General features: G+C 58.1%; 20 protein-coding genes, 1 tRNA gene and 1 pseudogene. 11 read left to right on the top strand and 11 right to left on the bottom strand.

Features of this window, described 5'->3' with window-relative positions; all coding sequences use genetic code 11:
* Window positions 1-2 precede the first annotated feature (2 nt).
* Window positions 3-79 (bottom strand) — tRNA-Arg (locus VDP61_RS14270).
* A gap of 321 nt (window positions 80-400) precedes the next feature.
* Here VDP61_RS14270 and VDP61_RS14265 point away from each other — a divergent pair.
* Window positions 401-1,627, top strand: a complete 1,227-nt coding sequence (locus VDP61_RS14265) for an IS701 family transposase (protein WP_323007522.1) — start codon at window positions 401-403, stop codon at window positions 1,625-1,627.
* Window positions 1,606-1,779 (top strand): hypothetical protein, encoded by a 174-nt coding sequence (locus VDP61_RS14260; RefSeq protein WP_323005855.1) that lies wholly within the window; start codon window positions 1,606-1,608, stop codon window positions 1,777-1,779. Before VDP61_RS14265 ends, VDP61_RS14260 begins: the two co-directional genes overlap by 22 nt.
* A gap of 299 nt (window positions 1,780-2,078) precedes the next feature.
* On the opposite strand, the gene VDP61_RS14255 is transcribed toward VDP61_RS14260, so the two are convergent.
* The 3 genes and pseudogenes from VDP61_RS14255 to VDP61_RS14250 form a co-directional block, all read right to left on the bottom strand.
* Window positions 2,079-2,219, bottom strand: coding sequence for a hypothetical protein (locus VDP61_RS14255; protein ID WP_323007521.1), 141 nt, complete (start codon window positions 2,217-2,219; stop codon window positions 2,079-2,081).
* 27 nt (window positions 2,220-2,246) lie between these two features.
* Window positions 2,247-2,552 (bottom strand): annotated as a pseudogene (locus VDP61_RS17900) (transposase); the annotation flags it as partial.
* A 386-nt stretch (window positions 2,553-2,938) separates the two neighbouring features.
* Entirely contained in the window at window positions 2,939-4,393 is a 1,455-nt protein-coding gene (locus VDP61_RS14250; RefSeq protein WP_323007520.1) for a biotin carboxylase, read from the bottom strand.
* Window positions 4,394-4,781: 388 nt separating this feature from the next.
* On the opposite strand from VDP61_RS14250, the gene VDP61_RS14245 reads away from it, so the two are divergent.
* The 7 genes from VDP61_RS14245 (at window position 4,782) to VDP61_RS14215 (ending at window position 11,968) form a co-directional block, all read left to right on the top strand.
* Window positions 4,782-5,804, top strand: coding sequence for a TRAP transporter substrate-binding protein (locus VDP61_RS14245; RefSeq protein WP_323007519.1), 1,023 nt, complete (start codon window positions 4,782-4,784; stop codon window positions 5,802-5,804).
* Entirely contained in the window at window positions 5,804-6,400 is a 597-nt protein-coding gene (locus VDP61_RS14240; protein ID WP_323007518.1) for a TRAP transporter small permease subunit, read from the top strand. Before VDP61_RS14245 ends, VDP61_RS14240 begins: the two co-directional genes overlap by 1 nt.
* 42 nt (window positions 6,401-6,442) lie before the next feature.
* Window positions 6,443-7,756, top strand: coding sequence for a TRAP transporter large permease subunit (locus VDP61_RS14235; protein ID WP_323007517.1), 1,314 nt, complete (start codon window positions 6,443-6,445; stop codon window positions 7,754-7,756).
* 375 nt (window positions 7,757-8,131) lie between these two features.
* Complete coding sequence (locus tag VDP61_RS14230) at window positions 8,132-9,229, top strand: C45 family peptidase (protein ID WP_323007516.1); 1,098 nt, start codon at window positions 8,132-8,134, stop codon at window positions 9,227-9,229.
* A gap of 48 nt (window positions 9,230-9,277) precedes the next feature.
* Entirely contained in the window at window positions 9,278-10,132 is an 855-nt protein-coding gene (locus VDP61_RS14225; protein WP_323007515.1) for a carbon-nitrogen hydrolase family protein, read from the top strand.
* Window positions 10,133-10,260: 128 nt separating this feature from the next.
* The gene (locus VDP61_RS14220) at window positions 10,261-10,677 is read left to right on the top strand and encodes a CopG family transcriptional regulator (protein WP_323007514.1); all 417 of its coding nucleotides are present in this window, start codon (window positions 10,261-10,263) and stop codon (window positions 10,675-10,677) included.
* Window positions 10,678-10,825: 148 nt separating this feature from the next.
* Window positions 10,826-11,968, top strand: coding sequence for a C45 family peptidase (locus tag VDP61_RS14215; protein ID WP_323007513.1), 1,143 nt, complete (start codon window positions 10,826-10,828; stop codon window positions 11,966-11,968).
* Between the two features lie 158 nt (window positions 11,969-12,126).
* On the opposite strand, the gene VDP61_RS14210 is transcribed toward VDP61_RS14215, so the two are convergent.
* From VDP61_RS14210 to VDP61_RS14180, 7 genes are all read right to left on the bottom strand, one after another.
* Window positions 12,127-13,560 (bottom strand): amidase, encoded by a 1,434-nt coding sequence (locus tag VDP61_RS14210; RefSeq protein ID WP_323007512.1) that lies wholly within the window; start codon window positions 13,558-13,560, stop codon window positions 12,127-12,129.
* Window positions 13,561-13,777: 217 nt separating this feature from the next.
* Window positions 13,778-14,014, bottom strand: coding sequence for a formate dehydrogenase subunit delta (locus VDP61_RS14205; protein ID WP_323007511.1), 237 nt, complete (start codon window positions 14,012-14,014; stop codon window positions 13,778-13,780).
* On the bottom strand, window positions 14,004-14,825 hold the full coding sequence (gene fdhD / locus VDP61_RS14200) for a formate dehydrogenase accessory sulfurtransferase FdhD (RefSeq protein WP_323007510.1): 822 nt from the start codon (window positions 14,823-14,825) through the stop codon (window positions 14,004-14,006). Before fdhD ends, VDP61_RS14205 begins: the two co-directional genes overlap by 11 nt.
* A gap of 2 nt (window positions 14,826-14,827) precedes the next feature.
* Window positions 14,828-17,716 carry a formate dehydrogenase subunit alpha gene (fdhF, locus tag VDP61_RS14195; protein ID WP_323007509.1) on the bottom strand — a complete coding sequence of 963 codons (2,889 nt, stop codon included), beginning with the start codon at window positions 17,714-17,716 and terminating at the stop codon, window positions 14,828-14,830.
* Complete coding sequence (locus VDP61_RS14190; RefSeq protein ID WP_323007508.1) at window positions 17,713-19,230, bottom strand: formate dehydrogenase beta subunit; 1,518 nt, start codon at window positions 19,228-19,230, stop codon at window positions 17,713-17,715. The genes fdhF and VDP61_RS14190 overlap by 4 nt, the downstream gene beginning before the upstream one ends.
* On the bottom strand, window positions 19,227-19,703 hold the full coding sequence (locus tag VDP61_RS14185) for a formate dehydrogenase subunit gamma (protein WP_323007507.1): 477 nt from the start codon (window positions 19,701-19,703) through the stop codon (window positions 19,227-19,229). The genes VDP61_RS14190 and VDP61_RS14185 overlap by 4 nt, the downstream gene beginning before the upstream one ends.
* 93 nt (window positions 19,704-19,796) lie before the next feature.
* Window positions 19,797-20,684, bottom strand: coding sequence for a LysR family transcriptional regulator (locus tag VDP61_RS14180; RefSeq protein ID WP_323007506.1), 888 nt, complete (start codon window positions 20,682-20,684; stop codon window positions 19,797-19,799).
* Window positions 20,685-21,276: 592 nt separating this feature from the next.
* Here VDP61_RS14180 and VDP61_RS14175 point away from each other — a divergent pair.
* Entirely contained in the window at window positions 21,277-22,779 is a 1,503-nt protein-coding gene (locus tag VDP61_RS14175; RefSeq protein WP_323007505.1) for a glucan biosynthesis protein G, read from the top strand.
* Window positions 22,776-22,973, top strand: coding sequence for a hypothetical protein (locus tag VDP61_RS14170; RefSeq protein WP_323007504.1), 198 nt, complete (start codon window positions 22,776-22,778; stop codon window positions 22,971-22,973). The genes VDP61_RS14175 and VDP61_RS14170 overlap by 4 nt, the downstream gene beginning before the upstream one ends.
* The last annotated feature ends 1 nt before the right edge of the window (window position 22,974 follow it).

Here is a 22,974-nt window from a genome sequence, read left to right as displayed (position 1 = left end):
TTTGGCGATCCCGGGACAACTCGAACGCCCAACATCCTGATTAGAAGTCAGGTGCTCTATCCAGTTGAGCTACGGGACCGTGTTTTTTTCAATATCGGTTTGGAGGACGGTTCGCAAGTGCTTGCCCCCCCTACCCGCTTGTTTCCGTTCTTCTTTCCAGATCCAACCCACTGGCTTAGAATTCAGATGGTCTATCCAGTTGAATTACTCCGGCGCAGATATGGAGATTTAGCCACATATTTTCGCGTATAACGACTTGGTTGGCTTGGAGTGCCACCATCGAGTGACCTGATTTGGTTTGCCAATGCATCTTTGACCTCTGGTCCATTGGCAAACTGGTCTTGCCGCAGTTTAGCATTACAGTTGCATTTTACTCTGATGTCTGAATCCATGAGTTTCCATGAATCGGAGGTCATGGATGACAGGTGCATCAGTCGAGGCGACGCTTGAACTTTGGGCGTCTTCGTTGCGGGAAGTGAAGGCGCGGATGCGACCGTTGTTCACGCAGGAGCGTGTGGCGGTGTCAGCGGGCCATTTTTTGGACGGCTTACTGGGGGAAGAAAGACGCAAGACGGGATGGATGCGTGCGGAAGCGGCGGGCGATCTCGGCCCTTGGCGGCAACAGGCGATCCTGGGTCGCGGATGCTGGGACGCGGATTCTTTGCGCGACATCATGCGTGATTACGCGCTTGAGACGCTGGCCGATCCCGATGCCGTTCTCGTGCTTGATGAGACCGGTTTTCTCAAGCAGGGCAAGGCATCCTGCGGGGTCGGTCGGCAGTATACAGGTTCGGCCGGCAAGATCACCAATTGCCAGATCGGTGTGTTCGCATCCTATGTCTCCCGGCATGGTCATGCCTTCATTGATCGGGCGCTCTATCTGCCAAAGGGCTGGGCGGATGACCGGGATCGCCTGGCGGCGGCCCATGTGCCGGACAGCATTCGCTTTGCCACCAAGCCTGCACTGGCGCGCACGATGATCGAGCGGGCGATTGCTTCAAACGTGCCGTTTTCCTGGGTGGCAGCCGACAGCGTTTATGGCGTGGGAGACATGGAAATGGCGCTCAAACGCGCAGCCAAAGGCTATGTGCTGGGTGTGAACGCCAACCATTCGTTCCGCTCATGGGGTAAGCCGCTGGCCGTTAACGGAACCGCGAAGGACATCGCTGAAGCTTTGCCCGAGGATGCCTGGCACCGGCTGTCAGCAGGCGAGGGAACCAAAGGCGCGAGACTGCATGACTGGGCCTATCTCGATCTCGCTGATCTTGACGCCGATGATTTCAGCGCGGATTTCACCGGTGTCTGGACACGCGGGCTGCTGATCCGCCGCAACATCGCCGATGGCGACCTCGCCTTCTTCTCGACCTGGTGCCCGGTTGGCACGCCTGTGGAAAAACTGGTGACGGTGGAGGGGCATCGTTGGGCGATCGAAGAGAGTTTTGAGACTGCCAAAAATGAGTTCGGCCTCGACCACAACGAAACCCGCTCTTGGCATGGCTGGCATCGCCACGTCTCGCTGGTGATGCTCGCGTTCGCGATGATGGCAGTCATCCGCAATCGGGCCAATACTCGCCCCTTGGATCCCCAAAAAAAGATGCGGTCGGTATGGCGAAAGACCGCCAACTGATCCGCTGGTCGATGCAGGAAATCCGCCGCATCGCCACCCGCCTCGCACGGCAACAAATTCATCCCGCCCATGTCATTGCATGGTCGCTCTGGCGACGCGCTCATCAGGCCATAGCCCAACAGACACACTTCAAATCAAATATGCAACTGTAATGCTAGGGGCCTGTGGACAATCAGGATTCCCATCGGGTTTGTTTTCTGATTCATATCTGGACACCCCTAGTGGCAAGGGCTGATCTTGTCTCGTTGCGTTGATCGGTTGCTTTCATATGTCCGGCCTGTTTGTACGACGTGCATCTGCCGCCGGCCCTGATGGAAATCCGCCGGTGAAGTCCCTAATCAAGTTCGCGTGCTTTAGGGACAGGTTGACTCAGGCGGGTTTTCATCACCATTGACTCGGTCGTTATGCATCATCGACTGCCTTTCCCAATTCGTGTTGAGCTATGTGCCGTTCAGGCGGGCAGCCCGTATGGGCGGTAGGGATCTTCTTTCGTCAGGATAACCCAGGCGGTGCGGGCGCGTGTATTGGCACGCGCGACGGAGACGGGCCGGAATGGCTTTTTCTCCAGCAAACCATTCACCCAATCAGTCATAGGGGGCTGATTTTTCTTCGCGTGACGCATGACCGCAGTCGCACCTACGGCCAGTAATCGTCGAAGATACCGATCCCCCTGTTTGAAGATGCAGCCAAGCCGGGTCTTACCACCGGTTGAAGGCGGTTGAGGCGTGAGGCCAAGCATCACGCTGAAGGCGTGCGTGCCGCACGACGCAGCGACCTGCCGACCAGAGCGGAACTGCGCGGGGTCTGTGACTGACGCTGCGATGGCGGTTGCCGTGATCACACCAATGCCCGGAATTGCAGCGAATCTGCGGCTGGCCTCGTTCTCTGCATGCCAAGCCCGCCAGTCTTGATCAAATGCGCTGATCTCCTCGGTTAGTGCAGCAAGCCGCCGGATCAGAATTACAAGAGCCGGGGAAACATAGAATGAACGCCCTATCGGCCAGCTTCTCCAGATTGGCGATGCCAGGATTTACGACAGGACCGAATTTGGCCAAATGGGCAGGCAAGCACCACCCTTTGGGTTTTTGACGCTATGCCTTTCAGAGAAAACTGTCAGCGCCGCCTCGGCTTTTGCGCGTGTCCCCGCGTGCTGAATATCGTCCAGAGGCGATTTCACCGCCGGGCCATCTGTTTGATCTTATCGGGCCAAACTTGGCTTCAGCCTGGTTTGGACAACAAAGCCACATGGAGTGGGAGAAAAATCAGGGGGGGCAAAGCGGGGAATCCGTAAGATTCCCCGCTTGTTGCATGTCAGAACCATTTGCCGGCGGTCATATCCGCAGGCATAGGCACTTCGGTACTGGCTGTCAGTGGTACGCTTTTGAATTCGGCCTTGATCGCGCTGTTCCACAGTTTTGCCCGCTCTGACAATTCTCGGTCATCCGATTGCATCCGGCCTCGGGCCAAGACCACGCCCAGATCGGCGCCATGATAGCAGTATTCGCCGACACCATAGACGCGCAGATAAAACGCTTCATGTTCATCGCCAAGCGCGTTGATGTTGTGCCCCGCCCGCGTGAATTCAATCGCGCCGTCATCATCCATGGTCCAGATTCCGGACCTTGGGGCCTGCGTGATCAGCTCTACCTTGTCCTCGGTCTGTTTTAGAATCAGCTGGGTCCAGTAGTCATAGTGATTCCAACGGCTTTGCACTTCGTTGATATCAATTTCATAATCAACATCCATGAATTCAAGCAGGTGGAACAGGAACAACGGGCAACCGCCATAGGTGGAGGTGATGAAGTTTGTGGGCGGAGAGGCACCGGAAATCCGTGGGTTTATCTCGCCCAGATAAACCTCATTGGTGTCGGTATCGAGCAGGAAATCCATGCAGAAAACGCCCTTGTACCCCTCTTGATACAGCCGATCGCCGAGCTTGCGCGCCATTTCGCGGACCTTTTCAGGCACACCACCGGGCAAGATAGCGGGCGAAATGTCGTTGCCGCACCAGCCCCCCTTATAGGGGGTGATTTCTTCAAAACCGGTGATATCCGTCATGACGGGCCCGACCAGCGTTCCGTGCCGCGTTGCACAGCCTTCAATCGTGCCCGGCAGGTGGTTGAGGCGCTTCATCACCTTCAATTCCTCACCGATGATCTTGCTGGAAAACTTGTCCCAGTCTTCTTTCGACTTGATAAAGAAGGTGGTGCGACCACTGTCGCCATAGGGCGTTTGCACAACCAGATCCTTGCCCAGCTTGGCCTTGGCGGCCAGTTTGTTCAGCTTGGCATAGGTGTTTGCTTTGCCCATCACATTGGGCGCGCTTTCAACCCCGGCTTCATTGCCAAGGCGCGTCGTCTCGATCTTGCTGTCCAGCCGGTGGCGAAGTTCATTCGGAGGCAGCGCGATCCTGACGCCGACATCCTCGCAAAGCTCTTCGGTTTTCTCGTCAAACATCACAAAAAGCGCCAGCCCCGACTCACGCTCACGGATGCGGGCCCGGAATTCGGGGTGGTCGATCAGATAGTTTCCGACGTCTTCCATCGACTGAAACACCGGCGCCCCAAGCTGCGTGGGCTTGAAAACCCGTGGATGTTGACCATCAAAGACGTCAAAGTAGTTAACGAACTCCAATCCACCGACCCATTGATCCAGCCCGAGCAGGTTGAAAGGTGTGGGCATGACCACATAAATCGGCGTCTTGTTCCGCCGCAGATAGCGATAGATTTCGGTCAGCCCGGTTAGTTTTTCTTTTTGCTCGGTCATTTTTTGCTCTCTCCCGTTGGTGAATGCCCGTTTGCGCAAGCGCGCGGCTGGAATCTGTAAAAGCTTGGGTTTGTCAGCGGCCATCCGTTTCAGGACATGCTGCTTGGCATCGGTAAAGAAATCACCGAGCCTGATCAGATTTTTTGTCAGGCTGAATCTTTTCAAGCGCCGAGCCTCTTTACATTTGTTGCCTATGGTCCGTAAGTAACGACACATCCTATGCAATTGCCAGCCACTTTTGATAATAAAGTTGCCAAAAGGGGCGGGCAAGACGTAGTGTGACGAATAAGGCCCGACCTCGGGCCTGAGACAATAAAGCCCTTTCGCCTCGTTTGGTGCGGGCTATAAGCAAAGAGGCGCAAAAGCGCCTGAATTGGAGGAGTTCCCTATGAAAATGAGCCTGTTCACACGCCGCGTTGCGATTGCTGCGATGTCTGGTGCGGTCGCGATGACTGCAATGGCTTCGGTTGCAACAGCAGACACAACGCGGCTGCGGTTCCACACCTTTTACGGCACAGAGATTGATCCTATCATCAAGAAGTTCACCGATGCGGTCAAAGACGCATCTGGCGGTGATCTGCGGGTTCAGGTCTTTCATGGCGGCGAGCTTGTGGCCAGCGACCAGTTGCTGGAAGCCGCAGCAAAAGGCTCCATCGACATTGCGCATGGCACGGGTGGTTACTGGTCTGGCCAGGTTGACATCGGCAATATCGAGGCCGGGTTGCCCGGCGGCTGGACCAGCGTGAAAGAGGCCAAAGACTTTTTTGACAGCGCGCCGGTCAATGCCTTGTTGAGCGAAGCCTATCAAGAGGCGGGCGTTGTCTACCTGGGCAAAGGCTATGGTCATGACTACGATTTGCTGACCAAAGAGCCTGTGGCCAACCTGGAAGAAATGAAGACCCGCAAGATCCGCGCGACCTCGGCTGTTGCCAAGGTGTTGTCGCATTTCGACATCCCGACGGTCTATATGCCCGCAGGCGAGCTGTATATCGGCCTGTCAACCGGCGTGATTGACGGCGTGATCTATGGTGGCCCGGTCGAATACGAACAGCTCAAGCTGAATGAGGCGGCGAAATACTATACCCGTCTGAACATGCTGATGCCGGGCTGGACCGAAACATTCCTTGCCAACCCTGACAAGTGGAATGCCCTCTCGGATGAGCATAAAAAGATCATGCAGGATGCGATTGCGCAATTCGCGCAAGACATCAATGACTGGCTGGCTGCGGGTAACGAATCGGTGGCGGCCAAGGGTGACGTGTTCGTCTTTTCCGAACTGCCCGAAGCTGATTCCAAGCAGCTGACAGTTGCAGCGCAGGACGTCTGGCAGGAAGAAGCGGCTCGTTCGGCGCGCAACGCCAAGCTGATCGAACTGCTGGTTGAAAACGCCAAGGCACAAGGGCGTCTGTGATGGTTTGGGTGACAAGATACCTTGTCGCCCAGGATGGCCTGTCCGAATATGTCGGGCGGGCCATTTCCTGGCTTACGCTGGGGATGATCGGGGTTTTGATGATTGAAATTGCCGCCCGGTATTTCTTCAACGCTCCGACCCTCTGGGCACACGAAACCAGTACGATGCTTTATGGTGCTTTTTGCATGTTGGCGGGGGCCTATACGCTTCGCCATCGTGGCCATGTGCGCAGCGAAGTGATCTGGGGTGCGCTACCCAAACGCGGGCAAGCCTTTTGCGATGTGCTTATCTTCTCGATGGGCGCTGTCGTTCTGGCGATCTTTCTGAAACTGGCGATCGCTTTTGCCGCTGAAAGCTGGGCCGTGCTGGAATATTCCAACAAAAGCATGTGGCAACCGCCGCTTTATCCGATCAAAACGGTGATTCCGGTGGCTGTGGGTCTGGTGCTGTTGCAGAATATGGCCGAGTTGCTGCGCGCCGTTCTGACGCTGCTCAAGGTTGATTATGACGACCCCCGCGAACGGGAGTTTGACTATGATATCGACCCCGACCTGTTGCCTGTCGCTCCGGACACCAACGCACCCAACAAACGCTGACTTATGGCCAAATCGCGCTGTTGCTTTCTCAAGGATCATTAAATGGAAAATCTGGACCCGCTTGCCATAACGGGAATCATGTTTGCGTCAATGCTGATGCTTATGGCGCTTGGCGCCCCGCTTGCCTGGGCGTTGACGATTTGCGGTGTTGGCAGTGCCTATGCAATTTATGGGGATGGCGGGCTTGACCTGCTGATCTCCTCCACGTTCAGCGCGATGGACAACTTTCTGCTGGTGGCCCTGCCGATGTTCATCTTCATGGGGCTGGTTTTGCAACGCTCGGGCATTACCGACGATCTGTTTGAGATGATCCACAAGCTGATGGGCCGCTTGCCCGGTGGCCTTGGTATCGGAACCGTTGTCATCTGCGCCTTGATTGCCGCCATGGCCGGTGTGTCCGGGGCCGCAACCGTCAGCCTTGGCATCATCGCGCTGCCCGCCATGCTAAGCCGTGGCTATGACAAGCGGCTGGTTACGGGTACGATCATGGCCGGGGGCGCGCTTGGCTTTTTGATCCCGCCCAGCGTGCTGATGATCATCTATGCTTTCCTCAGTCGCGATTCCGTGGGCAAGCTGTTTGCTGCCGGGCTGATGCCGGGCCTGATGCTGGCAGGGATTTATATCATCTACATTCTGGTGCGCTGCCGCATCAACCCATCCCTGGGCCCACCGGCCGAGGAACAATTCACCACTACTGAAAAGCTGAAATCCCTGCGGTTCCTGATCGCGCCGGGCTTGCTGATTTTCACCGTGCTTGGCTGCATTATCGGCGGTATCACATCGCCATCCGAGGCCTCGGCGCTGGGGGCTTTCGGCGCCCTGCTGATCGCCGCGCTTCAGCGTCGCCTGAGCTGGGACACGCTGCGCTATGTGATGATTTCGACGACCAAGCTGATGGGCATGTTGATGTGGATCACCATCGCCGCCGTCTTCTTTTCCAAGATTTATGTGGGCGTTGGGGCCGGCATGGTTGTGGGAGAGCTGATCGAAGACTTCGATCTGTCGCCAAATCTTGTTATCGTTTCAATGCTGGTGGCCTATTTTATCCTTGGCATGTTTCTGGATGACTTCGCGATCGTGTTCATCACGGTGCCGCTGTTTGTTCCGATTGTCGCGGATCTGGGCTTTGACACCACATGGTTCGCGGTGCTGTTTATCCTTAGCATGCAGTCGGCCTATCTGACGCCACCCTTTGGGTACAACCTGTTCTATATGCGATCGGTTGCGCCCAAAGAGGTTACCATTGTCGATATCTACTGGTCGGCCCTGCCCTTCGTCATGCTGCAAATCCTCGGCTTGGCGCTGGTCTTCTTGTTCCCGCAAATTGCGCTGTGGTTGCCAGGTTTGCTGTTCTGATAATATGGTGAACCAAGCGCAGCGCCCCGCAAGGAAATGTGTTGAGGGGCTGCAACAGGTGACGCGCGGGGGGCGGTGCTGGCAATAGTCGGCGCCGCCCCTCGCGTTTTATCAAGCTGCGCCTGCGCGATCTGGTGGCGCATAGGGGGCTGGGTAAGTTGGCGACATGTGCTGGCCCCGGCTGAAATTTTCCAGGATGGCCAGGTTGGTTTTGGCAATGGTGCCGTCGGGTCCATGGGCCGCTGTTCTTGACAATTGTCTTGGTGAGGTCAATATATCGCAGTATACGTCTACTGCAGAACTTGCGGGAAAACGGAAATGGACAGCGTTGTGTAGAATGCACGCTTCTGCCCCCCAAAAAGTAATGGCCTCAACATGCAACTCAATTTCAGAAGCCTTGCAGAAGATCAGCCTTCTGACGCGTTGCGTCAGGTATTCGCCCATGGATGGCCCGGTTGGTCCGAATGGGTCCGAAAACGCCATACGGCCCGCTCTACCGACCTGCGGGATGCCCGCTTGGCGCTGCGTCGCAATATGCCAGAGTTTGAACGTCTGTGGGACAACTGGGTTGACGTGTGCGGTGCCGATGAAAATGTTGCGCTGTTCTTGAGCTTTTGGTCACCTCCCCGTTATTTGGTGAACTGCACGCAAGCCGTGTTTGTCGATCATGATGGCCCGCTTTTGATCCGCAACTATGATCTGGACCCGCATTTGAACGAATCCACGTTGCTTTCGACAAGATGGCGCGGGCGCCGGGTTGCGGGCATGGTTGAGGGGATCGTGGGGCTGGCCGATGGCATGAACGATGCCGGGCTGGCCGCATCGCTGACCTTTGGCGGGCGCACGATCAGGGCCGCCGGTTTCGGTATCCCCCTTATCATTCGCTATGTGCTGGAAATGTGTACCGATGTGCAGCAAGCGGTCGAAGCGCTGCGCAGCGTAACGTCGCATATGTCCTATAACGTCTCGGTGGTTGACGCTTCGGGCGATTGGGCGACGGTTTACCTGGCACCTGACAGGCCGGCAATCGTAACGCGCTCGGCCTTTACAACCAATCATCAACTGGGTGTTGAATGGCCGCGTCATGGCAGGTTTTCAAATACCAAAGGCCGTTCGGATCACCTTGAAATCCTGTTTCAACAGCCCGATCTGACGGCGGATCGCCTGCTGGGCGAATTTCTGCGCCCTCCGCTTGCAAGTACCGGCTATTCGCGGGGTTTTGGCACCATCTACACCGCCCTTTACCGCCCGGTGACACAAAAAATCTCATTGGTCTGGATGGATGGCAGCCGTGAAGACCATGATCTTGACGCAATCGGGCTGCGCGAGCGGCTCGTTCATTTTTCTCCCGCGGGTTCGCACAGCAATTTCGGCACGTCGGGCGAAACCATTATCCCCAGGGCGCATACCGCCCCGCAGTCACACTGGGCCCTCTCGCAGTTCGACGACCCCCACCTGCCCAAAACAGCCTAGGTTTACCAAGCGCCGCGCGCCGATCATTTGACCCATGCAGGAGAGTTAATGTCTCGATTTTCAATTGCCGGCATCCAGATGCACGTCACGATGAACAATAACATCGCTGAGATGCGCAAGCGTCTGGAGGTGTTGTTTCATTCCTATCCATGGGTTCAAATGGTCGTGTTCAGCGAGCTTTCCCCACATGGCCCCAACAAGACAGCGGCCGAGCCCATCGGTGGCCCCATTGAACAGGAATTCGCCGAACTGGCCCGCCGTTTTGATTGCTGGCTTGTTCCGGGCAGCTATTTTGAGAAAGACGGCGATCACATCTATAATACGACCCCGGTTTTCAACCCGGCGGGCGAGGTTGTGACCCGCTATCGCAAGATTTTCCCTTTTACCCCCTATGAAACCGGCGTGACACCGGGGGCAGAGTTCTGCGTTTTCGATGTTCCCGATATTGGCCGCTTTGGCGTGTCGATCTGCTATGATCTGTGGTTCCCCGAAGTGACGCGCACCTTGACCGCAATGGGGGCAGAGGTGATCATCAACCCGGTGCTTGCCAGTTTCATCGACCGCCCGGCCGATCTTGCCATCGCGCAGGGCTCTGCCGCGATGTTTCAAAGCTATGTATTTCATATCAATGGCTTGTTGGCAGGCGGCAATGGCTATTCCATGGTGATTGACCCCGCAGGCCAAATTCTGCACCGCGGCAGCGTGCAAGAGGAACTAATCCCCATCGAAGTGGATTTTGATCTTGTCCGTCGCCAGAGGCGCGAAGGTATCTTGCGCATGGGTCAACCGCACAAAAGCTTTCGCGACAACAAGGTGGCATTTCCGGTCTATGGCCCCGATTTCGACCGCAGCTATCTCGACGGGCTGGGGCCTTTGGTAAAGCCTGGCCGCCCAGCGCGCTAAGCCAGCGCGCCGAATAAAAACCTGTTTTCACCCCTTCAGTCAGCCATTCTTTGGCCTGAAAAGTAATGTCTACGCTTGCACATGTAAAAAATCATCCATATAACATCCATACAGATGGAGAAACGCGGATGAGCAACGTACACCCGATCCGGGACAAGTTTCCCGAAAATGAAAAAATCACGATCAACCTTGGCTATGTGGATTTGGGCCGTGTCGATTTGCTGGTGCAAGAGGGGTTCTACTCCAATCGCAGCGATTTTATCCGCACGGCGATCCGCAACCAGTTGGATGCCCAATCCGAAACGCTGTCAAAAACCATCGAGCGGCATACGATGGAACTGGGGCTGCGGGATTATTCGGTGGCCGACCTGGAGGCGGTGCGGGCTGCAAATGAAGTCTTGCACATCAAAGTGGTTGGGCTTGCCCGCATCGCCAGCGATGTAACGCCGGAACTGGCGCTCGCAACGATCGCCTCCATCGACGTGCTGGGCGCTTTGCAAGCCAGTGCAGATGTCAAAAAGGCGCTTGCTGGGCGCATACGATAGGCCAGACGTCGCAAAAACCCCGATTATGCACAGGGCGCCGATATAGGCCGCTTTGCCCGAAAACATGGCCTGAGTGATGTTTGTCCGGCGCAATCGCGTGGAGCCAATCTGCACGCATGCCAAATCCCCCCCGTGAAAGGCAACTGAAATGACACATTCCCTTACATTCGACGCCGTATCCGAGTCGCGGCCCGGTCCGAAATGGCTGGCGCGCTGGCGGCGGTCCTGGCCCTCGTATCAGGCATGGTTTATCGCCAGTGGCGGCGACAATGGCCCCGACCGCGCTGCCTGCGAGGCGGCCTTGCGCAAATACATGCCAGAGCTTGTGCCGGTCCACGCAGCGCTTGTGCGGCTTTCGGGTGGGTCAGATCGCGCTGCCCGGTTCCTGTCTACCTGGTGCCCGCCGCGCTATCTTGGTGGATGTTCATTGGCTTGTGCGGTGTCGAAGGATGATATCCGTCTGGTGCGTAACTACGATTTGTCCCCCGAGTTGAACGAAGGGCTGTTGCTGCGCAGCGAGTGGTGCGGGCGGCCCGTGATGGGCATGGTAGAGTTTTTGTGGGGCCTGTCGGATGGTATCAACGCCGCCGGGCTCAGCATCGTTCTGGCCTATGGTGGGCGGCAAGCGGTAGGGCGCGGTTTTGGCATCACAACCATTCTGCGCTATGTGCTGGAAACCTGCGATACGGTCGATGAGGCGCTGCGCGTTTTGCAGCGGGTGCCGTCCCATATGCCCTATAATATCATCCTTGCGGATGCGCAGGGCGGCGCTGCGAGCGTGGAGATTTATGCAGGCGGGGGGGCAAAGGTGCAGCCGCGGCTGATCGCGACCAATCACCAAAATGATGGCAGCGCACCGGATCGCGGCGCATTTACCCACACCTACCAGCGCGCCGATCACCTTGCCGGAATGCTGTCCACGGTCGCAGACCCCGCAACCCTTGTCGGGAATTTCCAAAAAGCGCCCTTGAAGCAAGAGCGTTATGCTGAAGGGTTCGGCACCTTGTTTACCGCCGAATATGAACCAAAGCAGGCCCGCATGACGCTGCATTGGGACGGCGATATCTGGCGGCAATCGCTGGCGCGGTTTGAGGAGGGGCAAAAACTGATCACCTATGGCGCGCCGCATGCCGCGCAGGGGGGCCATATCCACGATATCGACTGGGTTCAGATCGGCATGGATTACGCCGCAGGGCGCCACCCCGACTGGGTGCAGATTGGTATGGATTACGCGGCGGGCAAGCAACCCGACTGGCGCCGCTTTATCCCCGGCTGGGTGGATGTCGCCTGAACCATTGCAGAAAGGCTGCCGGCGGCCAGATGCATGGTGCCGCCGTGACGCCCCCCCACGCACACACAAAACCTTGCCCGATACCGCCCCTTTTGCAAGGGGCCATGCCGGGCAAGCAAAGCCAACGCCTGCCCTATTGGCCCAAATCATGCGGCCTTTCAGCCTTGCAAATCGGGGCGACGGTGGAACCAGGGACGTTCGGCTTCCAACTGACCGGCCAGCCGGAACAACATGCCTTCGCGGCCAAAGGGCGCAGACATCATCACGCCGACCGGCAAGCCTTCTTCGGTCCAGTGCAGCGGGACGGACATGCTGGGCGCGCCGGTGATGTTGAACATCTGCGTGAACGGTGAAAACGCTGCCAATGCTGCCCCATAAACTCCGATATCATCGGTATCGGTGTGATGCACACCAAGTTTCGGGGGCAGCGTGGCAACCGTCGGGCTAAGAATGATGTCAAACTTTTCATGCACGGCGGCCATAAGCCTGGACTGGTGGTGGATTGAATGGAGCGCCACCGCATATTCATACGCGGTCATCTTATAGGCGGATTCAATGGCATTCCACGTCACCCGGTCCACCTCACTCGGCAAGATCGGGCTGCCGCGTTTGTCTGCAAGAACGCCGATGCTGCGCGCGATATTGGTGGCAACCAAGACCCAAAGCGACTGTTGCAACACTTGCCAATCGCCGGGAAGCGAGACTTGCTCAACCTCGTGGCCCAGCGATGTCAGCAATTTCACGGCTTCTTCGGCAGCCTGCCGGCAGGGTTCTGCGACATATGCGCCAGAGACAGGCAAGGTTTGATACCCGATGCGCAGCTTTCCGGGTGGGGTTGTCACCTCGTCAAGAAAGGGGCGGTTGCGCGCCGGTGCGCAATAGGGGTCACCCGGCGCCATGCCCTGTGTTACATCCAGCATCGCCGCGCTATCGCGTACCGAGCGGGTCAGCACATGCGCCACCGACAAACTGCCCCAGCCTTCGCCGATTTTCGGACCCGACGGGTTGCGTGCGCGGGTCGGCTTCATGCCGAACAGGCCACAGCACGATGCCGGAATACGGATGGAACCACCGCCATCGCTGCCATGCGCCGCAGGAACAATCCCCGCAGCAACCACCGCCGCGGCACCGCCGGACGATCCGCCGGCAACACGCCCGCGATCCCACGGGTTGCGCGTTGCCCCTGTCAGGCTGGTCTCTGTCGAGGCGGCAAGCGAAAATTCGGGCGTTGTCGTCTTGCCGAAAATCACCAGCCCAGCCGCCTTGTAGCGTTCGATGATGGTTAAATCGGCTTTGGCAACGTCATGTTTCAGCAGCCTGGCACCGTTGGTCGTGGGATAGCCAGCCAGATCACCAGCGGCATCTTTCAGCAAAAATGGCACGCCCCGAAAGGGGCCTTCGGGCAGACCATTCCTGATCGCCTCGCGGCCATGATCAAACAGGTTCTGCGACATCGCGTTGATGATCGGGTTGCGTTGCTCCACGCGTTCAATAGCCGTCTCAAGCAGGTCCGCCGCCGATACCTCGCCGCGTTTCACAAGATCGGCAAGGCCGATTGCATCGTGTTCGTCATAGGCTTCAAACACCGCCATCATATGCTCCTGTTGCGTGAATATCAGATATCGACCTGATGTGATTCGATTGTCAACATCGCCGTCAGGCTGTGTCTACACGATAAAAATAGCCAACCACAGGCAACATCTGATAAACTTTTGCCACTGTGTTATCGTGCCGACCTGCGGAACCGGCGTGAAACTGCGCGGCTTGTTCCACCATGGGCAGCAGGCAAAGGCAACAAGGCGCGGCCGATCACCGGGTTTGGCTGCTGCATGGGGCTGGGGCGCGAATATGGGCGCAGGCCGCCAAGGCCAGTGCCGACAGCCCCTTACCCCCGGCCTTTGCATGATCTGCCAGTTTTATCCGCATGCGCGGCTCCCAGAAGTCATTGATGTGGTCGGCAATCCTGAGGGCCTGATCCGTGCCGGGCTGTGTGGAAAAATATGTGGCGATCTGGTTGATCATCATGACCATCTTTTCAGGCTGCATTGCAAGCTCCAGTCAGGATACGTTGAGGATGGGCATAGACATCAAAGCCACGCCCACGAGCAAAAGCGGCAAGGGTAAGGTTCGCACCCTGTGCCAGGCGCACGGCATGGGCCGTTGGTGCCGAAACCGCGATCAGAACCGTACAGCCCGCAATCACTGTTTTTTGTACCATTTCAACCGAAACCCGCGATGTCAGCACAATCGCGCCCTGGGCGGCATCAAGCCCGGCGAATGCCATCGCGCCGATAAGTTTGTCCAGCGCGTTATGCCGACCGACATCCTCTCGGCACAAGATGATGCCCTGTCCGGGCATCAAGAACCCGGCGGCGTGAACGGCATGGGTCTGATCATGCAGCGGCTGGTGGTTGCGTAACGCATCGGTTGCTGTGGCCACGTCGTGATGCGACAGATGCGGGCCGGTGGCTGCCAGCACGGGCAGAGGGCGAACTGCCTGCTCCAGGCTGTCGATACCGCACAGCCCGCAGCCCACAGGGCCAAGCATCATGCGCCGGCGGGTCTGCATTGCCTGCGCCTGTTCGTCACCAAGCCAGAAACGCGCCTCGATCCCGGTGGCATGGGGCATGATTTCGAATGTTTCGACCTGATCCAGGCCGCCAATGAACCCCTCGGTCCGGGCAAAGCCAAAAGCGAAGTCCTTCAGATCGGTCGGTGTTGCCATCATTACCGCAGCTGTGGTGCCGTTGAAAACAAGGGCGACAGGCGTTTCTTCGGGAAGGCTGCGCAAGATATCCCGCGCACCGTCTCGCTGCACCGACCATCCCGCAACGCTGCATGTGCTGTGTATTGCCATGGCTACTCCGCCGCTGGCAGAATGCGCCGGGACTGTGCGGCCTGCGCGCTATACCCGTCTTGCCAATTCGTTGGCCCGTTCGACGGTGAAACCTGAACCGCCGTCACCTTGTATTCCGGGCAGTTGGTCGCCCAATCGGAAAAGTCGGTGGTGATGACATTGGCCTGCGTATCGGGATGGTGAAAGGTGGTATAGACCACACCCGGTGACACCCGGTCTGTGATCTTCGCGCGCAGGGTGGTTTCACCAGAGCGTGAGGCCAGTTTGACAAAATCACCCTCAGTGATGCCGCGCAGCTCGGCATCATGTGGATGGATTTCCAACAGGTCCTGATCGTGCCAGACCACATTCGCCGTGCGCCGCGTTTGTGCGCCGACGTTGTATTGCGACAGTATTCGCCCGGTGGTCAGCAACAGCGGAAACCGCGGCCCGGTCTTTTCATCGGTGGCCACATATTCCGTGACGATAAACCGCCCCTTGCCACGCACAAAGCCATCGACATGCATCAGGGGCGTGCCCTCGGGTGCGTTTTCGTTGCAGGGCCACTGGACAGAGCCTTTTTCTTCCAGCAGCGCATAGCTGACATTGGCAAAGCTGGGCGTGGTCGCCGCGATCTCCTCCATGATCTGCGAAGGGTGGGTGTAGGCCCAGTTTGCCCCCATGGCGCGCGCCAAAAGCTGGGTCACCTCCCAATCCGCATAGCCATTGCGCGGGGCCATCACCTTGCGCACACGGTTTATGCGGCGCTCGGCATTGGTAAAGGTGCCGTCCTTTTCCAGAAAGGTCGAGCCGGGCAAAAACACATGCGCATAGTTTGCGGTTTCATTCAGGAACAGGTCATGCACGATCACACAGTCCATAGCCGCCAAGCCTGCGGCAACATGTTTGGTATCGGGATCGGATTGCAAGATATCCTCGCCCTGGCAATACAGGCCCTTGAAGGTGCCTTCCACTGCCGCATCCAGCATGTTGGGAATACGCAGGCCCGGTTCGGGGTCGATGGTAACGCCCCATGCCTGTTCAAAGATATTGCGCACTTCGGCGCCCTTCACATGGCGATAGCCCGGCAGTTCATGCGGGAATGACCCCATATCGCAAGAGCCTTGCACATTGTTTTGCCCGCGCAACGGGTTCACCCCAACGCCCTTGCGGCCCACGTTCCCGGTCAGCATCGCAAGATTGGCGATCCCGATCACGGTGGTAGAACCTTGGGAATGTTCGGTCACACCCAGCCCGTAATAAATCGCGCCATTGCCGCCCTTGGCAAACAGCCGCGCCGCCGCGCGCAGCTCGGACGCGGGGACGCCGGTCAGCAGTTCGGTCGCTTCGGGGCTGTGCCGGGGCTGGCTGATGAATTCGGCATATTCACTGAATTCGTCCCAGTCACAGCGCTCGCGGATAAAGTCCTGATCCATCAGCCCTTCGGTCACGATCACATGGCTTAGCGCGGAAACCACAGCGACATTGGTGCCAGGGCGCAGCGGCAGGTGGTAGGCGGCCTTGATATGGGCTGATTTTACCAGATCAATGCGGCGCGGGTCGATGACGATCAACTTGGCACCCGCGCGCAACCGCTTTTTCAAGCGGCTGGCAAAGACCGGGTGGCCATCGGTTGGATTCGCACCGATCACGATCACCACATCCGTATGCTCGACCGAATCGAAATCCTGCGTGCCTGCACTTGTGCCAAAGGTCTGGCCAAGCCCGTAGCCGGTTGGTGAATGGCAGACGCGCGCGCAGGTGTCGGTGTTGTTGTTCCCGAACACAGCGCGCGCCAGCTTTTGCACCAGATAGGTTTCCTCATTGGTGCAGCGCGATGAGGTGATGACGCCGATCGCCCGCCGCCCGTATTTTTCCTGCAATCCCCGCATCCGGGCGGCGGCAAAGCGCAGCGCCTCATCCCAGGACACTTCTTTCCACGGGTCGCTGATCTGATCGCGGATCATCGGCTTTAGGATACGGTCCTGATGGGTGGCATAGCCATAGGCAAACCGCCCCTTGACGCAGGAATGGCCACGATTGGCCTTGCCGTGTTTATAGGGCGTCATCCGCACCAGCTCATCTCCGTTCAGCTCTGCCTTGAAGGCGCAGCCAACCCCGCAATAGGCGCAGGTAGTGATGACCGAGCGTGCCGGTGTACCCAATTCGATGATGGAGTTTTCCTGCAAAGTCGCCGTTGGGCAAGCCTGCACGCAGGCCCCGCAAGATACACAATCGGATTCCATCGCGGTGTCGGTTCTGGCGCCGAAAGAAACGCGGCTTTCAAACCCGCGCCCTTCGATGGTCAGCGCAAATGTCCCCTGAACCTCTTCACAGGCCCGCACACAGCGCGAACAGACAATGCACTTGGCGGGGTCATAGGTGAAATAGGGGTTTGACGTATCTTTCGGGATATAGGCCGGGTTGGCCTCGCCGCTGGTGTTGCGGGGGCGGAAATGCGTTGCAAGCGCCGCATAGCGCATGTCACGCAGACCGACCATTCCGGCCATATCCTGCAACTCGCAATCGCCATTGGCCGAACAGGTCAGGCAATCCAGCGGGTGATCCGAGATGTAAAGCTCCATCACCCCTTTGCGGATCTTCTTTACTTTGGATGATTGGGTCTGCACCTTCATGCCCGCCGCCACCGGCGTTGTGCAAGATGCAGGCGTGCCGCGCCGGCCTTCGATTTCCACGACGCACAGGCGGCACGAGCCGAAGGCCTCAACCGAATCCGTCGCGCAAAGCCTGGGGATTTTCAGCCCGGCTTCCATCGCGGCGCGCATGACAGATGTACCTTCTGGCACCGTGATGTCAAAGCCGTCTATGGTAAGGGTCACGGGTTTGCCCAGCTTGGCAGGCGTGCCGAAATCGCGGTCATCCATGGATACGGGCAGGATAAAATCCTTCATTCGGCGGCCTCCTTGGTGGTGACGAAATCATCGGGGAAATGGGTCAGCGCGGACATCACAGGAAAGGGCGTAAAGCCCCCCAAAGCACAAAGAGAGCCTTCCTTCATCGTCTCGCACAGGTCCGTCAAAATCGGGATCGCGGCCAAATCGCCGCGCCCTATGCGGTCGATGGTTTCCACCCCGCGCACGGCGCCGATGCGGCATGGCGTGCATTTGCCGCAGGATTCGACAGCACAGAATTCCATCGCAAAACGTGCGAGTTTCAGCATATCGGCGCGGTCGTCATGGATAACGAGTCCGGCATGGCCAATCAGCCCGCCCTGGCCGTCAAATTCTTCGTAGCCAAAGGGCGTGTCGAATTTAGAGGCGGGCATATAGGCCCCCAGCGGCCCGCCGACCTGCACCGCCTTTACCGGACGCCCCGTCGCGGTGCCGCCCGCCACCTCGTTCACCAACACCCCAAGCGGCATTCCGAAGGCCGTCTCGAACAGCCCGCCGAATTTCACATTGCCAGCGATCTGAATCGGCATCGTGCCCCGCGACCGACCCAACCCGAAATTCGCGTAATGCGCCGCCCCCTTTTCAAAGATCACCGGAATCGTCGCCAGGCTGAGGACGTTGTTCACCACCGTTGGCTTGCCCAAAAACCCCTCCAGGGCAGGCAGCGGCGGCTTGGCGCGCACGACGCCGCGCTTGCCTTCAAGGCTGTTCAAAAGCGAGGTTTCCTCGCCGCAGACATAGGCCCCGGCCCCCACACGGATTTCCATGTCAAACGCCTTGCCCGATCCCAGAATATCTGACCCCAGCAAGCCTTTTTCGCGCGCGATCAGAACGGCGGCGTTCATCACCTTGATGGCATCTGGATATTCGGACCGCAGATAGACATAGCCCTTGGTCGCCCCAACCCCGATCCCGGCGATGATCATGCCTTCGATCAGGGTAAAGGGGTCGCCCTCCATGATCATCCGGTCGGCAAAAGTGCCGCTGTCGCCTTCGTCGGCGTTGCAGATGATGTATTTCTGATCGGCCTGCGCCCCCAGAACCGTGTTCCATTTGAGGCCGGTCGGAAACCCGGCACCACCGCGCCCGCGCAGGCCGGACTCGGTCACCTCCTGGATGATCGTGGCTTGGTCCATCCCAAGGCCACGGCGCAGCCCCACCAGCCCGCCATGGGCGGCATAATCATCCAGATCAAGCGGGTCGATCACCCCGCAGCGCGCAAAGGTCAGCCGGGTCTGGCGCGCAAAGAAGGCAATATCCGCCACCTTGCCCAGCCCTTTCAGGGTTCCGTCCAAAAGCGCAGGCACGTCCGCAACGGTGACGGGACCGAACGCCTGCCGCCCGCCGCCTGTGTCCACCTCGACCAGCGGTTCCAGCCAGATCATGCCGTGGGTGCCGTTGCGCACCAGATCAACCTTGAGCCCGCGACGGCCTGCTTCGGCCAGAATCGCCTCGGCCACCGCATCTGCACCAAGCGCCTTGGCGGCGCTGTCCATCGGAACGTATATTTTCATGCGCCTGCCTCCGCCAACAGGGCCTTCATGCCCGCGCTGTCCAACCGGCCATGCACCCGATCATCAACCATTGCCGCCGGCCCGCAGGCGCAAAGCCCAAGGCAATACACCGGCTCTACCGTCACCGCACCGTTTGCGGTGGTGCCATGCCAATCCAGCCCCAGGGCTGCCAGCGTTTCGGCGGCCAATGCATCGGCCCCCACCGCCTGACACGCCTCGGACCGACAAATCCGCAAGATATGGCGGCCCGCCGGGGCGGTGCGAAAATCGTGATAGAACGACACAACGCCATGCACCTCGGCCTTGGAAATATTCAGCGCTGCCGCAATCAGCGGCTGGGCAGTATCGGGGATATGGCCAAAAGCCGCCTGCAGGGCATGAAGGATCGGCAGTAGCGGCCCTTCAAGATGCAGGTGCAGATCTATCAGGGCGCGGATGTCGCTGTCTGTCGGGGCTGGCGGTCGGGTTTGCATGGCTGGCCTTTTCGGTGCTGTTCAGCACAGGGTCTAGCGGCGCCATCATTTCTCATCAATATTGCAAACTCATATAGTCATTGAGGTTCTCAATCAAGAAAGGCTGGACATTTGTCGTGCCTGGGCCAGCAATGCTTGCAGAATCGGCGTGTGCGGTTCGCGGTAAGGGGCCACCAGCCCAACACTGGGGCCGGTTGTTGTGCCCGACATTGGAACCAGTGCCAAATCCTTGCCCTGCGTCAGAAAAACCGCAAGATCGGACGGCAAGATGGTCAGCCAGTTGCCATCTTCCACATTCGCAACCAGCACCACCGTCGAGTCCGACTCGATCCACGGGTCAGGCGTTGCATCGGCCTCGCGGAAATGCCGATTTATGATTCGGCGGTTCTGATTGGTTGGCGTAAGCAAACCCAGCTTTTCGCCCTCCAACTCCTTCCAGCCCACAGCGGGGCGCCCGGCAAATCGAGAGGTTTTTCCACAGACCAGCATATAATGTTCGCGGTACAGCGGCTCGGTGCTTACCCGCCCGGTTGGCTCATTATCAAGATAGGTGATGCCTGCATCAACATCGAGATTTTCCATCATCGACAAAATCTCGATAGAGGTACGCGACAACAGGGTGAAGCGGACCTTTGGATGTTTTTCGCTGAAACGCGCGCTCAGCTTTGCGGCCCATGTCAGGGCCGTCGGGATGACAGCGACCCGCAATTGCCCCGCCAGCCCGTATTTCTTGGCCCGCATTTCGTCTTTCAACTGGCGCGCATCGCTGACAATCCGGCGGGCCCAGGCCAGCGCGCTTTGCCCCTCTGGGGTAAGGCCGCCATAGCGTGAGCCGCGAAAGACCAGTTTGACGCCCAGCTGGTCTTCAAGGTTCTTTATGCCGGTGGAAAGCGTCGGCTGGGTAATCCCAAGGCTTTCGGCGGCCTTGCCAAAGTGCTCGGTTTTGGCAAGGGCGATCAGCATGTCCAATTTGTCAAGCATGGCAAAGCCTTTGTGCAGTTGAATACTCCTATCAATTCTGATGAAAGGCATAGGCAATTTCAATAGGTGTCGCGCCATCCGCCTGACCCTGCGCAGATCGTCCAAATGCGCCTTGCCACCCATAGGCCAAGCCAGGCACCTGCCATTCGATAAGGCCCACAACCTTGCGCCTGCCGCCAGATACGTCCTGCGGCCTTTGGCTGAACCGGGCGGCCTTTGGCTGAACCGGCATGGGCGCACCCGGACAAAGGATGCAGCCAGCCCGGCAACGAAAAAATTCATCCGTATTTTCAGTGTTGAGCCGTTGACAAAGCCCGTTCAAGCATAGCATCAGAGGCCCGAGATATGCTGCGGCGCAGAGAACGCAGGTCAGCATTTTTCGCATGACACCATTGCGCGCCACGCATGGCAAGTGATCTGGCACATTACCGCATAATCTGCGATTTCTATACAGTTTTTCGCGAATCGAAGGATGGAAGCCGGCATGTCGGTCCAACAGACGTTACACGCTATTCTACCCCGCCGCGCCTTCTTGGCCGGTGTTGGTGGCATTACGTTTCTGCACTGCAGCACAAGCTTGGCCGGGCGGGCCATGGCACAGACTCCTGCGGTTGTGACAGAGCCAGCGGGCGCGGGCCTGCCCTTTGATTTTGACTGGCTGACCGAAGATGCGCGCGCGCTTGCGCAACAGGCCGCCGTTCCCGCGGCAAAGGTCGAAGGCTTCTTTTCTGACTTCAGCTATGATGATTATCAGGCGGTTCAGTTCAACCCCGATCAGGCCCGCTGGGCAGCACCAGAAGCCGGGTTTCACCTGCATGCCTTCCATCTTGGCTGGCTGTTTGCCGAACCCGTCACCATGTTCGAAGTAGAGTCGGGCGTTGCGCGCCCCATGGTCTTTTCCACCGACGATTTTCGCTACTATGATCGGGTCAAAGACCGGGTTCCCCCGCATGAACCATTGCCCGGCGTGGCGGGGTTTCGCCTGAATGCGCCACTTAACCGCGCCGATCTGTTTGATGAGGTCATTGCCTTTCTGGGGGCAAGCTATTTTCGCGCTGTGGGGCGTGGTAACGGCTATGGCCTGTCTGCCCGCGGCCTTGCACTTAACACCGCGCTGGGCAAACCCGAGGAATTCCCGCGCTTTTCACGCTTCTGGATCGAAAAGCCCGTTCCCTTTGCGCGTGACGTGACGGTTTATGCCGCCCTTGAAAGCGCCAGTTGTACGGGCGCTTACCGCTTTGTCATCCGGCCCGGCACGGATACCGTGATGGATGTCACTGCGCGCCTGTTCTTTCGCAGTGAAGTCGATCAGATGGGCATCGCCCCATTGACCTCGATGTTCCTGTTTTCGGAAAAGAACCGCACGGATTTTGACGATTTCCGGCCCAATGTGCATGACAGTGATGGCTTGGTCATTCATCGGCGCGATGGTGACCGGATCTGGCGGCCGCTGAACAACCCCGCGCGCCTCTCTAAATCGTGGTTTGTTGAGGAAAGCCCGCAGGCTTTTGGCCTGATGCAGCGCGACCGCGATTTTGACAGGTATCAAGATGCGGTGGCGCATTACGAACGCAGGCCGTCCTTGCTGGTTGAACCGCTGGGTGACTGGGGCCGTGGCGCGGTGCGTCTGGTTGAAATTCCAACCCAACAAGAGATAAACGACAATATCGTTGCCTTTTGGGTGCCCGAAGAAAAACCGCTGCCCGGTGCGATGCAAGAGTTTGTCTATCGTTTGCATTGGGGCGCGCTGCCGGTTGATCCGGCGGCAGATATCGCCTTTGTCAAGGAAACCCGCGCGGGCATTGGCGGCGTCTCGGGCGGCGAGAACACCGATAAAACCCGCAAGTTCGTGGTGGATTTTGCCGGCGGAATGCTGGCATCCCTACCCGCAGACGCCAAGCTGGAGCCTGTCGCGTCAATCTCTGGCGGGACTATCAGCGTGAAAACGCTGTCAAAGATCGAAGGCTTGAATGTCTGGCGGCTTGTGCTCGACGTTCTGCCCAACTCTGGCGAAACGATAGAGTTGCGGGCCCATGTGGCAGGGTTTGGGCGAAAACTGACGGAAAACTGGTTATATCAATGGGTGACAGCATGACCGAACAAATGCCGGTTGTTGCCAATGGCGCGACCTTGATCTGCTTGGCGTCAGCGGCCATTGCGCCGCCTTTCGCTCCGCTGGTCATGCCAAAGCAAATCCTGCAGGCCAAGCAGGGCCTCATCGGGCGTGGTTTTGGCGTTTTGCTGGTGCGCCTTGCGCTGCTGAAACATGGCTTTCGGCGCGTCGACTAGG

This window comes from Pseudorhodobacter sp. (genome assembly GCF_034675685.1).
In the GTDB taxonomy this organism is placed as follows: Bacteria; Pseudomonadota; Alphaproteobacteria; order Rhodobacterales; family Rhodobacteraceae; genus Pseudorhodobacter.
This window is presented reverse-complemented; position numbering and strand designations above follow the sequence as displayed.